This window comes from Pseudomonas sp. TWI929, assembly GCF_039673335.1.
In the GTDB taxonomy this organism is placed as follows: domain Bacteria; phylum Pseudomonadota; class Gammaproteobacteria; order Pseudomonadales; family Pseudomonadaceae; genus Aquipseudomonas.
In genome coordinates, this window is record NZ_JBDJLK010000003.1 from 26,063 (window position 1) to 39,509 (window position 13,447).

At 64.0% G+C, this 13,447-nt stretch carries 15 protein-coding genes; 8 read left to right on the top strand and 7 right to left on the bottom strand.

Translation table 11 applies throughout. The annotated features are described in order from the left end of the window. Positions 1–50 precede the first annotated feature (50 nt). The gene (locus ABE456_RS02410) at positions 51–1,055 is read left to right on the top strand and encodes an LLM class flavin-dependent oxidoreductase (protein WP_346642566.1); all 1,005 of its coding nucleotides are present in this window, start codon (positions 51–53) and stop codon (positions 1,053–1,055) included. 102 nt (positions 1,056–1,157) lie between these two features. Here the strand turns inward: ABE456_RS02410 and ABE456_RS02415 are convergent, their stop codons facing one another. Then, a complete protein-coding gene (locus tag ABE456_RS02415) occupies positions 1,158–1,379 on the bottom strand; it encodes a DUF1161 domain-containing protein (protein ID WP_064492528.1) in 222 nt (73 codons plus the stop codon). Between the two features lie 101 nt (positions 1,380–1,480). Beyond that, the gene (locus ABE456_RS02420) at positions 1,481–1,696 is read right to left on the bottom strand and encodes a dodecin (RefSeq protein ID WP_012269893.1); all 216 of its coding nucleotides are present in this window, start codon (positions 1,694–1,696) and stop codon (positions 1,481–1,483) included. A gap of 150 nt (positions 1,697–1,846) precedes the next feature. Between ABE456_RS02420 and ABE456_RS02425 the strand changes: the two genes are divergently transcribed. Continuing rightward, positions 1,847–2,170: a DUF883 family protein gene (locus tag ABE456_RS02425; RefSeq protein WP_346642567.1), complete on the top strand. Its 324-nt coding sequence runs from the start codon at positions 1,847–1,849 to the stop codon at positions 2,168–2,170. On the opposite strand, the gene ABE456_RS02430 is transcribed toward ABE456_RS02425, so the two are convergent. Beyond that, positions 2,167–3,063: a LysR family transcriptional regulator gene (locus ABE456_RS02430; RefSeq protein ID WP_346642568.1), complete on the bottom strand. Its 897-nt coding sequence runs from the start codon at positions 3,061–3,063 to the stop codon at positions 2,167–2,169. The two genes, ABE456_RS02425 and ABE456_RS02430, sit on opposite strands and share 4 nt — an antisense overlap. A 110-nt stretch (positions 3,064–3,173) precedes the next feature. Between ABE456_RS02430 and trpB the strand changes: the two genes are divergently transcribed. Together trpB and trpA are read left to right on the top strand one after the other, a co-directional pair. Further along, on the top strand, positions 3,174–4,391 hold the full coding sequence (gene trpB / locus ABE456_RS02435) for a tryptophan synthase subunit beta (protein WP_133969820.1): 1,218 nt from the start codon (positions 3,174–3,176) through the stop codon (positions 4,389–4,391). Then, a complete protein-coding gene (gene trpA, locus ABE456_RS02440) occupies positions 4,388–5,197 on the top strand; it encodes a tryptophan synthase subunit alpha (protein ID WP_346642569.1) in 810 nt (269 codons plus the stop codon). Before trpB ends, trpA begins: the two co-directional genes overlap by 4 nt. 116 nt (positions 5,198–5,313) lie before the next feature. On the opposite strand, the gene ABE456_RS02445 is transcribed toward trpA, so the two are convergent. Continuing rightward, a complete protein-coding gene (locus ABE456_RS02445; RefSeq protein ID WP_346642570.1) occupies positions 5,314–5,646 on the bottom strand; it encodes a DOPA 4,5-dioxygenase family protein in 333 nt (110 codons plus the stop codon). A gap of 52 nt (positions 5,647–5,698) precedes the next feature. On the opposite strand from ABE456_RS02445, the gene ABE456_RS02450 reads away from it, so the two are divergent. Next, positions 5,699–6,253 (top strand): NAD(P)H-binding protein, encoded by a 555-nt coding sequence (locus ABE456_RS02450; RefSeq protein ID WP_346642571.1) that lies wholly within the window; start codon positions 5,699–5,701, stop codon positions 6,251–6,253. Between the two features lie 148 nt (positions 6,254–6,401). Here ABE456_RS02450 and ABE456_RS02455 read toward each other — a convergent pair whose 3' ends face one another. Beyond that, the gene (locus ABE456_RS02455) at positions 6,402–7,301 is read right to left on the bottom strand and encodes a LysR family transcriptional regulator (RefSeq protein WP_346642572.1); all 900 of its coding nucleotides are present in this window, start codon (positions 7,299–7,301) and stop codon (positions 6,402–6,404) included. A gap of 108 nt (positions 7,302–7,409) precedes the next feature. Here ABE456_RS02455 and betC point away from each other — a divergent pair, with 108 nt between their 5' ends. The 3 genes from betC (at position 7,410) to ABE456_RS02470 (ending at position 11,552) form a co-directional block, all read left to right on the top strand. After that, entirely contained in the window at positions 7,410–8,927 is a 1,518-nt protein-coding gene (betC, locus tag ABE456_RS02460) for a choline-sulfatase (RefSeq protein ID WP_346642573.1), read from the top strand. 14 nt (positions 8,928–8,941) lie between these two features. Continuing rightward, positions 8,942–9,871 (top strand): choline ABC transporter substrate-binding protein, encoded by a 930-nt coding sequence (gene choX / locus ABE456_RS02465; protein ID WP_346642574.1) that lies wholly within the window; start codon positions 8,942–8,944, stop codon positions 9,869–9,871. A gap of 115 nt (positions 9,872–9,986) precedes the next feature. After that, the gene (locus tag ABE456_RS02470) at positions 9,987–11,552 is read left to right on the top strand and encodes a SulP family inorganic anion transporter (protein WP_346642575.1); all 1,566 of its coding nucleotides are present in this window, start codon (positions 9,987–9,989) and stop codon (positions 11,550–11,552) included. A 132-nt stretch (positions 11,553–11,684) separates the two neighbouring features. On the opposite strand, the gene aroE is transcribed toward ABE456_RS02470, so the two are convergent. Both aroE and hemF read right to left on the bottom strand, forming a co-directional pair. Next, the gene (gene aroE / locus ABE456_RS02475) at positions 11,685–12,509 is read right to left on the bottom strand and encodes a shikimate dehydrogenase (protein ID WP_346642576.1); all 825 of its coding nucleotides are present in this window, start codon (positions 12,507–12,509) and stop codon (positions 11,685–11,687) included. Between the two features lie 25 nt (positions 12,510–12,534). After that, positions 12,535–13,446 (bottom strand): oxygen-dependent coproporphyrinogen oxidase, encoded by a 912-nt coding sequence (gene hemF / locus ABE456_RS02480; protein WP_346642577.1) that lies wholly within the window; start codon positions 13,444–13,446, stop codon positions 12,535–12,537. Position 13,447 lies beyond the last annotated feature (1 nt).

Consider the following 13,447-nt stretch of genomic DNA (forward strand, 5'->3'; position numbering starts at 1 on the left):
CCCATACAGAGTTGAAAAGGCCTTTGGCCAACCACCTTTGCGGAGGCCTCATGAAGCAGCTGCGTGACCTGAAGATATCCACCCTCGACCTGGTGCCGGTGCGTGCCGAAACCGGCCCGGCGCAATCGCTGCGCAACTCGCTGGACTTGGCGCAGCACGTCGAGCGCTTTGGCTACAACCGCTTCTGGGTGGCCGAGCACCACAACATGGACGGTATCGCCAGCTCGGCCACTGCGGTGCTGATCGGTTACCTGGCCGGTGGTACCTCAAGCATTCGCGTGGGCTCTGGCGGGGTCATGCTGCCCAACCATGCACCGCTGGTGGTTGCCGAGCAGTTCGGCACACTGGCCAGCCTGTACCCGGGGCGCATCGACCTGGGCCTGGGCCGCGCGCCGGGTTCCGACCAGATGACTGCCTACGCCCTGCGCCGCGACCGCGCTGGCGGCCCGGACGACTTCCCGGACGATGTCGAGGAGCTGTCGCGCTACCTCGGCCCTCGTACCGATGATCAAAAAGTGATCGCCGTGCCCGGGCACGACACTGACGTGCCAATGTGGCTGCTCGGTTCCAGCCTGTTCAGCGCCCAGCTGGCCGGCATGCGCGGCATGCCCTACGCCTTTGCCTCGCATTTCGCGCCACGCTACATGCATGAAGCGATCCGCGTTTACCGCAACCACTTCAAGCCTTCGACCACACTGGACAAGCCGTATGTGATGCTGGGCATTCCGATGGTAGTTGCGGAAACGGATGAGAAGGCCGAGTACCTGGCCACTTCGGTGTACCAGCGCATCCTCGCGCTAATTCGCGGCCAGAGCCTGATGCAGAAGCCGCCGGTGGAGAGCATGGATGGGTTGTGGTTGCCCCACGAACGGGATGCGGTGGGCAGCTTCCTTGGCCTGGCGATGATCGGTAGCCCGCAGAAGGTACGGGCCAAGGTGGAAGTGCTGCTGGAGCAGACCGGGGCGGATGAGCTGATCTTTACCTGCGATCTGTATGAGCATGCGGACCGGGTGCGGTCCTATGAGCTGATGGCGCAGGCCCTCAAGTCCGCGTGACCTTCTACGCGGGCTTGCCCACCCCCAACAGAGGTACGGCGCCGCTCTCAGGCCCTGTGATATCCCTGTGGGAGCGGGTTCACCCGCGAAGAAGCCAACACATTAACCGCGGCGGTACACAATCTCCTTGCTACCCGCCTCACAGCTACCAATCACCTTGCCCGCCGGTTCGCCTTTCTTGACGATCTCCAGCTTGTAGCCGGTTACACCCTTGGCATCCAGCTTGGCCGCAATTTCCGCCTTCAGTTCCTCGCACGGCTTGCCCGCTGCCAGCGCACCGCCGGCCAGGGTCATCAGGCCCAGCGCCAGAATCAGTTTGTTCATCACTCGCTTTCCTTGTGCAGATGAAATCAGAAAGGGCGCCCGCCAAGGCGCCCTTTTCCTAAATACCCCATCCCGCCGGGCTGTTCCAGCCCTGTGATGTATCAGCTATTGGCGATGCGGAAGCCGACCTTGAGCGTGACCTGGAAGTGCGCCGCCTTGTTGTCACGGATATGGCCACGGGTATCGACCACTTCGAACCACTCCAGGTGCTTGATGCTCTTGCCGGCTTCGGCCAGGGCATTGTTGATTGCATCTTCAATGCTGGTGGGCGAAGACCCCACCAGCTCGATCTTCTTGTAAGTGTGATGATCGGTCATGAGCGCTCTCCTTGGATGACGGTGAAATTGAGCCTAGCAGCGCAGGCCGGGTTTACCTGCGAGGCGTCATCAATGGCAAAAGTTCGATCGCACTTTCACGAAGGCCAAAGGTCGCAATCCTTACAGTCCATACTGCAAAGGAGAGTCAACATGCACCGCAACTCGCTGCGTAAAACGTCCCTGGAGAGCATGGAAGCGGAGATCGAAAGCCTTCTGAAAAGCCTGGAGAACCTCAAGCATGATGCGTCGGAAGAGTCCCAGAAGTCGCTGAAGGCAATCCGCAGCAACGCCGAGAGCGCCCTGCAACACTCGCGCAGCCTGCTGAGCGATGCCTACGAGGAAGTAAAACACCGCACCCGCCAGACCGGCATCGCCACCCGGGACTATGCCCAGGGGCACCCGTACACCACCGCCGGTGTGGCGATTGGCGCGCTGGGGCTGCTGGCAGCGTACCTGCTGAGCAAGCGCAACTAGGCGCTCTGGCGCGCCAGTTCTGCACGTAGCCACTGGGCCAACTGCTCGGCGCGCCCGTCCGCGGCGCGCCGGGGCACCCACAGCGCCAGCGCCGCAGGGGTAGGTGAAAAGCCCCACGGCGCACTCAAACGGCCCGCCCGCAGGTCATCGGCGACCAGCGGTTGTGGCGCAATCGCTACACCCAAGCCCGCCACGGCAGCCTCCAGCAGGTAGTACAGGTGCTCGAAAGCCTGGCCATAATGGATGGCCGCCGGGTCCAGCCCCTGCTCCAGTGCCCAGGTCGGCCAGGCCTGCGGGCGCGAGGTGGTATGCAGCAACGCCTCACCCAGCAAGGCCTTGGCAGGTGCATCCTGCAAACGCTCGAAGCCGGCGAAATGCGGGCTGAGAACCGGCCCGATGCGCTCCTCGGCCAGCACATGCACCTGCATGTCCGCAGGCCATGGCGGCTCGGCATACACCAGCAGCGCATCCAACCCAGGCCGCCGTGGGTCGAGGTCACCTTCACCCGCCGACAGGTGCAGGCGCAGCTCGGGCAAATCTGCCTGCAGCCGCCCCAGCCTCGGGATGAACCAGCGTGCCAGCAGGCTGCCCGAGCAGCCCAGTACGAACGGTGCCTCGCTGACATCGCGGCTGAGCTCGGCACACACGCTGCGCAGCCGGTCGAAGGCTTCGCCACTGGCATCACGCAGGCGCGCGCCGGCATCTGTGAGTTTGATGCCGCGCCCGTCCTTAACGAACAACGCCACGCCCAAGTGCTCTTCGAGCACCTTGATCTGCCGGCTGACGGCGCCATGGGTGACGTGCAGCGCTTCGGCAGCCTGGCTGACGCTGTTCAGCCGGGCGGTGGCCTCAAAGGCGCGCAGGGCATTCAGGGGGGGGAGGTCGTGGGCCATTTTACCTGTGAGTTTTTCTGACAAGTTTGCGCAATCTTATCGGTTTTCAGCCGGGCTTGCCGTGGTTAGAGTAAAGCCCATCACTCATTCATTACGCCCTGGAGCGCCCCATGACCCAGTCCCAATACCGCCCCGGCCCCGACGCCAACGGCCTGTTCGGCTCGTTCGGCGGCCGCTACGTGGCCGAAACCCTGATGCCACTGGTGCTGGACCTGGCCCGCGAATACGAAGCGGCCAAGGCCGACCCCAAGTTCCTCGAAGAACTGGCCTACTTCCAGCGCGACTACATCGGCCGCCCCAACCCACTGTACTTCGCCGAACGCCTGACCGAACACTGCGGCGGCGCGAAGATCTTCTTCAAGCGTGAAGAGCTCAACCACACTGGCGCGCACAAGGTGAACAACTGCATCGGCCAGGTGCTGCTGGCCAAGCGCATGGGCAAGAAGCGCCTGATTGCCGAAACCGGCGCCGGCATGCACGGCGTGGCCACCGCCACCGTCGCCGCCCGCTTCGGCCTGCCTTGCGTGATCTACATGGGCGCCACCGACATCGAGCGCCAGCAGGCCAACGTGTTCCGCATGAAGCTGCTGGGCGCCGAGATCGTGCCGGTTACCGCCGGTACCGGCACCCTGAAAGACGCCATGAACGAGGCCCTGCGCGACTGGGTTACCAACGTTGAAGACACCTTCTACCTGATCGGTACCGTGGCTGGCCCACACCCGTACCCGGCAATGGTCCGCGACTTCCAGTCGATCATCGGCAAGGAAACCCGCGCCCAGCTGCAAGAGAAAGAAGGCCGCCTGCCAGACAGCCTGGTTGCCTGCGTCGGTGGTGGTTCCAACGCCATGGGCCTGTTCCATGAGTTCCTTGAAGAGCCGAGCGTACAGATCATCGGCGTCGAAGCCGGTGGTCACGGCGTACACACCGACAAGCACGCCGCCAGCCTGAACGGCGGCGTACCGGGCGTGCTGCACGGCAACCGCACCTACCTGCTGCAGGACGAAGACGGCCAGATCACCGACGCCCACTCGATTTCCGCCGGCCTGGACTACCCGGGCATCGGCCCCGAGCACGCCTACCTGCACGAAGTGAAGCGCGTGGAATACGTCAGCATCACCGACGACGAGGCGCTGGACGCGTTCCACGCCTGCTGCCGCCTGGAAGGCATCATCCCGGCACTGGAAAGCTCCCACGCCCTGGCCGAGGCGATCAAGCGCGCACCGAAGCTGCCCAAGGACCACCTGATGGTGATCTGCCTGTCAGGCCGCGGTGACAAAGACATGCAAACCGTCATGAGCCACATGGCCGCCCAGGAGAAACAGGCATGAGCCGTCTTGAACAACGTTTCGCCGAGCTGAAAGCCGAAGGCCGCTCGGCACTGGTCACCTTCGTCACCGCAGGCGACCCGGGCTACGACGCCTCGCTGCAGATCCTCAAGGGCCTGCCGGCCGCTGGTGCCGACGTGATTGAACTGGGCATGCCGTTCACTGACCCGATGGCCGATGGCGTGGCTATCCAGCTGGCGACCCTGCGCGCCCTGGAAGCTGGCCAGACCCTGGCCAAGACCCTGCAGATGGTTCGCGAATTCCGTGTGGATAACCAGACCACGCCGATCGTGCTGATGGGCTACTACAACCCGATCCACCGCTTTGGCGTGGAAAAGTTCGTGGCCGAAGCCAAGCAAGCCGGCGTCGATGGCCTGATCATCGTCGACCTGCCGCCAGAGCATGACGCCGAACTGGCGACCCCAGCCCAGACCGCGGGTATCGACTTCATCCGCCTGACAACCCCGACCACCGACGACGCGCGCCTGCCGCGCGTGCTGGAGCGCAGCTCCGGGTTCGTCTACTACGTGTCGGTGGCCGGTGTGACCGGTGCCGGCTCGGCGACCACCGAGCACGTGAGCGAGGCGATTGCTCGCCTGCGTCGGCATACCGACCTGCCGATCAGCGTTGGTTTCGGCATTCGTACGCCAGAACAGGCGGCGAACATCGCCCGCCTGGCAGACGGTGTGGTGGTGGGCTCGGCGCTGGTCGACAAGATTGCCCAGGCTAAAACTGGCGAGCAGGCGGTGAGCGATGTGCTGAGCCTGTGCTCGGCACTGGCTGAAGGGGTGCGTGGCGCTCGTCGCTAAACCGCGTCTCTTGATTCGCGGGCATGCCCGCTCCCACAGGGACCGCGCCGCTCTCATGCGCTGCGCCGTCCTTGTGGGAGCGCGCCCGCGAAGAGGCCAGCCCAGGCTACCTTGATCTACCCACCAAAAATCGACAGATCCAAAGGCCGCACAGCCCCCATCCAGATTGCATGATCCCGGTGGTCCGCCAGTTCATCCCCGGTCAGCGGGTGCATGAACACCACCAAGCCCTTCCGATACAGCGCCAGCCAAGGCAACACCACCCCAACAAATTCCGGCTCAAAGGCCAACTGGCAGCTCCATTCCGGGTGCGGCCCCACTGGTTTCTGGTGCATGCGCCCCATGGTCACGGGAAACAGCCGCGAGGCCTCCTCACACAGTTCACGGGCCTGCTCCATGGTCGCTGCGTCGTAATACACGTGGGCGTGATAACCCTTTATCCTCTGCACGATAACTCCTTGTTGCGGTCCAACTATCACCACCTGCAAAGGAAGTGATGCAGTGAAAAACGCCGAAACCCCAGTGTTCAAACTGGTCCTGTTCGGGCCTGAAAGCAGCCTGGGCAGTGCCCTGATGGCCAAGCTGCTGCAGCGCCAACACGAAGTCACCGCCGTGGTCGACGACCTCAACCGCCACGCTGCGCGCCCGGGCCTGCATTTCAAGATAGGCGGGCTGCATGATGCCGACCAAGCGGAGCAGGGCGCGGCAGGCGGCTCGGCGGTGATAGCCCTGTTGTCGGCGCTAGCGCCGGCTGACCTGCCGGGGCAAGCACAGTTGAGCGAGGCACTGGTGGCAGGGCTGAAGCGTACGACTATACGCCGGCTGTTGCTGGTGGGCGATTTCAATGTGCTGGATGAGCCGGGCAAGTACAGCGAAACAGAGCGCGAATGCGTGGATAAGGTGGTTGATGGGTTGCAGCGCAGTGCCCTGCGCTGGACGTTGATCAATGCGCCGCAAGCACTGCCGGAAGCGGGGTGGTCGCGTGTCGCGGCGGGGATGGTGGATATGCTGGAGCTGGATTTGCACCGGGGCGAGCATCTGAACTTCGTGGTGTAGATTGCCGGGGCTGCTGCGCAGCCCTTTCGCCTGTAGGAGCGGGTTTACCCGCGAAGAAGGCAACGCGGTGTGTGGCACCGGCTACGCCGGTGTTCGCGGGTAAACCCGCTCCTACAGGGATCACGCCGCAAAGTGGCCCCAGGGGATGTCAGAGGCTGCGCTCATGCTCCAGCCAATCCACAAACCGCTCGATCAACGCCCCACGCCGTTTACGCGGCGGCAATACTGCGTAATACCCACGCTCCGAGCGCAAACTCCCCTCCAAAGGCCGGCACAGCAACCCTTGCTCCACCAACCCATCCACCAGGTGCCCCCAGCCAATCGCTACCCCCTGCCCGGCAATTGCAGCTTGAATCAGCAAGGTATAGTTATCGAACCGCAACTGCCCCGGCGGCGGCGGGCTGGCCACCCCAAACCCGCGAAACACCCCCGCCCAGTCAAACCAGCGGCTGGCCTGCTCACCCTTCAAATGCAACAGCGGCAAACGTTGCAAAGCCACGGCTGACAAGGGCTTGCCATGAATCAGCCGGGGGCTGCAGACCGGGAAAACCTCCTCATCGAACAGCCAGCGGCTCTCGCCCTGGTGGAAGCGCCCGTCGCCAAACAGCACCGCCACATCGATGTCCGGGCGCAACATGCCCTGGCTGCGCTCACCGGTCACCAGGCTCACATCCACTTGTGGATAAGCCTCGTGAAAGCGCTGCAACCGTGGCATCAGCCAGAACGCCGCAAAGGCGAAGTCGGTGGCCACCTGCAGCACCTCGCGCTGGCCGCGCCCGCTGGCCTGGGCAATGCCATCATCCATGGCCTGCAAGCCCTGGTGCACCTGGTCGAACAGCACCTGGCCCGCCTCGGTCAGCTCGATACCCCGGTAGATGCGGTCGAACAGGCGCGTGCCCAGCTGCGCCTCCAGCCGTTTCACCTGCTGGCTCACCGCCGGCTGCGTGGTGCCCAGCTCCAGCGCCGCAGCGGTAAAGCCACGCAGCCGCGCGGCGGCCTCGAACACGCGCAAGGTATCCAGCGACAGCTCGGCAAGGTGGTCAAACATAAGCGTGGCTAATCCCAGTCATTGCCCGCCATGGGCTTTACCCATGTTATCCATAGTCGCATCTTGGTAGGCAAGCGGTTCGCATAACCCTCAACGATGGAAGCCACCATGACGCGCCCGAATATCCTGTTCATCATGGCCGACCAGATGGCCGCGCCCTTGCTGCCGATTTACGCCCCTTCACCGATCCTAATGCCGCACCTGAGCCGCCTGGCCGAACAGGCCGTGGTGTTCGACTCGGCCTACTGCAACAGCCCGCTGTGTGCACCGTCGCGCTTCACCTTGGTCAGCGGCCAGTTGCCCAGCCGCATCGGTGCCTACGACAACGCTGCCGATTTCCCCGCCGACGTGCCGACCTACGCCCACTACCTGCGCCGCCTGGGCTACCGCACCGCGCTGTCGGGCAAGATGCACTTCTGCGGCCCGGACCAGCTGCACGGCTACGAAGAACGCCTGACCAGCGACATCTACCCGGCCGACTACGGCTGGGCGGTTAACTGGGATGAGCCGGATGTGCGCCCAAGCTGGTACCACAACATGTCGTCAGTCCTGCAGGCCGGGCCTTGCGTGCGCACCAACCAGCTGGATTTCGATGAGGAGGTGGTGTTCAAGGCGCGCCAGTACCTGTACGACCATGTGCGCGAAAACGATGGCCGGCCGTTCTGCCTGACGGTGTCGATGACCCACCCGCACGACCCGTACACCATTCCCAAGCGCTACTGGGACCGCTACGAGGGTGTAGATATCCCCATGCCCCGTGCCGAATTCAGCCAGGCAGAACTTGACCCGCACTCGCAACGCCTGCTGAAGGTTTACGACCTGTGGAACAAGCCGCTGCCTGTGGACAAGATTCGCGACGCCCGCCGTGCCTATTTCGGCGCCTGCAGCTACATCGACGACAACATCGGCCAGCTGCTGCAGACCCTGGAGGAATGCAACCTGGCCGACGACACCCTGATCGTGTTCTCCGGCGACCACGGCGACATGCTCGGCGAGCGTGGCCTCTGGTACAAGATGCACTGGTTCGAGATGTCGGCGCGGGTGCCGTTGCTCATCCACGCGCCGAAGCACTTTGCGGCGGGCCGGGTCAGCGCCTCGGTGTCTACCTGCGACCTGCTGCCGACCTTGGTCGAACTGGCCGGCGGCGCTGTGGATAAAGCCCTGCACCTGGATGGCCGCTCGCTGCTTGGCCACCTGCAAGGGCAGGGCGGCCATGACGAAGTGATCGGCGAGTACATGGCCGAAGGCACCGTCGGCCCATTGATGATGATCCGCCGCGGGCCGTACAAATTCGTGTACAGCGAAGACGACCCTTGCCTACTCTATGACCTGAGCCGCGACCCGCACGAGCGGGAGAACCTCACCGGCAGCCCGGAGCACCAGGCGCTGCTGCAGGCATTTGTCGAAGAAGCACGACAGCGGTGGGATATCCCCAGCCTGCGCGAGCAGGTACTGGCCAGCCAGCGGCGCCGCCGCCTGGTGGCCGAAGCGCTGGCCATCGGCAAGCTGAAAAGCTGGGACCACCAACCGCTGGTGGACGCCAGCCAACAGTACATGCGCAACCACATCGATCTCGACGACCTCGAGCGCAAGGCCCGTTACCCACAGCCCGCACCCATGGATTGAGAAGAGAGGCCGCCATGCACCAGTTCTCCGCCGCCGTGTTCGCCCTGGCCTTGGGCCTGGGCGCCAGCACGGCCCACGCCGCCGACAGCGATGCGCAATGCAGTACCGTGAAAATGGCCGACCCCGGCTGGAGCGATATCGCCACGACCAATGCCGTGGCCCGCCTGCTGCTGGAAAGCCTGGGTTACCAGGTGAAGATCGACAGCCTGGCCGTGCCGATCATCTATGGCGGCCTCAAGGATGGCCAGGTCGATGCCTTCCTCGGCAACTGGATGCCTGCGCAGCAGGGCTTTCATGACAAGTTCATCGCCAATGGCGACGTGCAGCAGCTGTCACGCAACCTTGAGGGAACCGAATTTACCCTGGCAGTGCCCGACTATGTGTGGAATGCCGGGGTGAAGGACTTTGCCGACCTGCAGAAACACGCCGACCAGTTCAACAACAAGCTGTACGGGATTGGCTCCGGCGCACCGGCCAACCTGTCGCTGAAGCAAATCATCGACAAGAATGAATTCAACCTCGGCCAGTGGAAGCTGGTGGAGTCCAGCGAGCAGGCAATGTTGGCCCAGGTCGACCGGGCGGTTAAGAAGCAGCAGTTCATCACCTTCCTCGGCTGGACCCCGCACCCGATGAACGTGAAGCTGAAGATGCATTACCTGACGGGTGGGGAAAAGTGGTTTGGTAGCAAGGGCGAGGTGTACACCCTGACCCGCAAGGGTTATCCACAAGCCTGCCCGAATGCGGCGAAGCTGCTGGGTAACCTGAAGTTCACACTGGACATGGAAAACACCATCATGGCCGAGGTTGTGGACAAGAAAACCAGCTTCGATGAAGCGGCCAAGACTTGGCTGAAGGCGCATCCTGAGCTGCTGGAGGGGTGGTTGGCTGGGGTGACTACCAAAAGTGGCGGGGATGCTAGCGAAGCAGTAAAAACCAAGCTGTAAACCAATCCTGTGGGAGCGGGTTCACCCGCGAATGCGGCAGTGAGGCTACCCGCGCATTCGCGGGTGTACCCGCTCCCACAGAGAGACAGTGCAACTTAAGGAATGTGGATAACCCATGCATCGCCTCACTCACCTGCTGCCCTTCCTCTCCTGGCTCCCCCGCCAATCGGGCCGCAGCCTGCGCCAGGATCTGCTGGTGGGCCTGAGCGGTGCCATCCTCGCCCTGCCGCAATCCATCGCCTACGCCCTGATCGCCGGCCTGCCCGCCGAATATGGCCTGTACGCAGCCATCGTGCCGGTGCTGATCGCTTGCCTATGGGGCTCGTCCTGGCACCTGATCTGCGGCCCAACCGCGGCCATTTCCATCGTCCTTTACGCCAGTATCAGCCCGCTGGCCGTGGCCGGCAGCGCCGACTACATCACCCTGGTGCTGCTGCTGACCTTCCTAGGTGGCATCTTCCAGCTGCTGCTGGGGCTGTTGCGCTTCGGCGCGCTGGTCAATTTCGTCTCCCACTCCGTGGTGCTCGGCTTCACCCTCGGTGCCGCCATCGTTATCGCCCTGGGCCAACTGCCCAACCTGCTGGGCATGGACCTGCCCAGCCAGGCCACGGCATTGAAGACCGTGCAAGACCTGGCCAGCCATGCCGGCGAAGTTGACCTGCCATCGCTGATCCTCGGCATGGCCACTGTGGCGATCGGCGTGGCACTCAAACTCTGGCGCCCACGCTGGCCGAGCCTGTTGATAAGTTTGATAGCCGTCAGCCTGCTGGCCTGGCTGCTGCCGGGCTACTTTGGCCATGTGCCACGGGTGGCGGCCTTCACCGGGCAACTGCCGCCGTTCAGCCCGCTGCCCTTGCTGGACGTGGAACTCATGCTGCGCTTGCTGCCCAGTGCCGTGGCGGTGGGCATGCTGGGGCTGGTCACCAGCCTGTCGATTGCCCGCTCGTTGTCGGCACGCTCGGAACAGTTGATCGACCCTGATCAGGAAATTCGCGCACAAGGCCTGTCGAACATTGCCGGGGCTTTTTTCTCTGGTTACCTGTCTGCAGGCTCCTTCACCCGCTCGGGCCTGAGCTATGAGGCCGGCGCCCGCTCGCCCATGGCCGGGGTGTTCTCGGCGCTGTGGGTGGCGCTGTTCGCCGTTACCGGCGCCGGGTTGATCGCGCACCTGCCGATTCCGGCAATGGCCGGCAGCATCCTGCTGATCTGCTGGGGGTTGGTGGACCACCGGGGCATTCGCGCGCTGTTCCGGGTCAGCCGTTCGGAGTTCCTGGTGATGGCACTGACGGCGGCGGCGACTTTGTTGCTGGAGCTGCAGACGGCGATCTACGCCGGGGTGCTGGCGTCGCTGTTTTTCTATCTGAAGCGCACCTCACGGCCACGGGTGCAGCAGAGCCGTGAAGGGGAGGCGGATGTGCTGCGGGTGGGCGGGTCGATCTTCTTTGGCGCGGCGCATTACCTGCAGGTGCGCTTGCAGCGCTGCCAGGGGCCGCATGTAGTGATCGATGCGCGGCAGGTGAATTTCATCGATTACTCGGGTGTGGATATGTTGCACCGCGAGGCGCGGCGGTTGCGGCGGATGGGCGGGAGTTTGACCCTGCATCGGGCCAGGCCGCAGGTGATTGAAGAATTGCAGAAGCTGGAAGGTGTGGCGTTGTGCCCGATCCGGTTTGAGGAGTGAGGTTGGGTTGAAATTTTGGGGCTGCTTTGCAGCCCATCGCGACACAAGGCCGCTCCTACAAGGGTTTGGCGTACGCCGATCCAATGTGTGGGCCTTGTGTCGCGAAAGGGCCGCAACGCGGCCCCGGCAATCTCAGCCCCGAGCGAGCTGCCGGCGCAGTTCAGCCAACACCGGCGCGGTATCCGGACGCACCCCACGCCAGATAAAGAACGCCTCAGCCGCCTGCTCTGCCAGCATCCCCAGCCCATCCAGCACTTTGGCCGCGCCCAGCTTCTCGGCCCACTGGCAAAACGGCGTCGGCTCCTTGCCATACATCATGTCGTAGCAAACCGTGCGCCCCGCCTCGACCAGGCTGTCGGCAATCGGCGGCAGTTCACCCGCCAGACTCGCCGAAGTGGCGTTGATGATCACATCCACCGGCTCCTGCAACCAGGCAAACCCACTGGCCACCACCGGCCCCAGCTCATCGAACTCCCGCGCCAGCTGCTCGGCCTTTTCCACGGTACGGTTGGCAATCACCAGCGATTGCGGCTTGTGCGCCAGAATCGGCTCCAGCACGCCCCGCACCGCACCACCAGCACCGAGGATGAGAATGCGCTTGCCGGCCAGCTCGACCCCGGCATTCACCGTCAGGTCACGCACCAGGCCAGCGCCATCGGTGTTGTCACCCTGCAAGGTGCCGTCGGCCAGCTTGCTCAGCGTGTTCACCGCGCCAGCGCGCTGGGCCCGTGGGGTCAGGCTGTCGCACAGGCGGTAGGCCTCCTCCTTGAACGGCACAGTGACGTTGCCGCCGCTGCCTTGCTTGAAGAAGCCGCGCGCGCAATCGCTGAATTCGTCCAACGGCGCCAGCAGGGTGGCATATTCCAGGTCCTGGCCGGTCTGCTCGGCGAACAGGCGGTGGATCAGCGGCGACTTGCTGTGGCCGATGGGGTTACCAAAAACGACGTACTGGTCCATGACGGCTCCTTGGTTGTGCACAGGCTTACTGGCCGAGCCAGTCGCGGTCCTGCAGGAAGTACTCAGTCAGGCGCGCTTCTTCGCTGCCGGGCGCGGCCTTCCAGTCGTAGCCCCAGCGCACTTGCGGCGGCAGCGACATGAGGATGGACTCGGTGCGGCCACCGGACTGCAGGCCGAACAGGGTGCCTCGGTCGTAGACCAGGTTGAACTCCACGTAGCGGCCACGGCGGTACTCCTGGAACTCGCGCTGCTGCGCAGTGTAGGGCGTGTCCTTGCGGCGCTGGATGATCGGCAGGTAGGCATCGACATAGGCATCGCCGATGGCGCGGATGAAGGCGAAGCAGGTGTCGAAGTCCCACTCGTTCAGGTCATCGAAGAACAGGCCGCCGATGCCGCGTGGCTCACCACGGTGCTTGAGGTGGAAGTAGCGGTCACACCAGGCCTTGTAGCGCGGGTACACGTCGGCGCCGAACGGCGCGCAGGCCTGCTCGGCCACGCGGTGCCAGTGGATGCAGTCTTCTTCATTGCCGTAGTACGGGGTCAGGTCGAAGCCGCCGCCGAACCACCATACGGCCTCTTCACCTTCCTTCTCGGCGATGAAGAAGCGCACATTGGCGTGGGAAGTGGGCACATGCGGGTTGTGCGGGTGGATGACCAGCGAAACGCCCAGCGCCTCGAAGCCACGGCCCGCCAGCTCAGGGCGATGGGCACTGGCCGAGGGCGGCAGGCCGGCGCCGAACACATGGGAGAAGTTGACCCCGCCTTTCTCGATCACCTTGCCGTCGCCGATCACCCGCGTACGCCCCCCGCCACCGGCTTCGCGCACCCAGGCGTCCTCGACGAAGCGGGCACCGCCGTCTTCGGCTTCAAGGGCAGAGCAGATGCGGTCTTGCAGGTCGAGCAGGTAGGCTTTCACGGCCTCGGTGCGGCTAGTCATC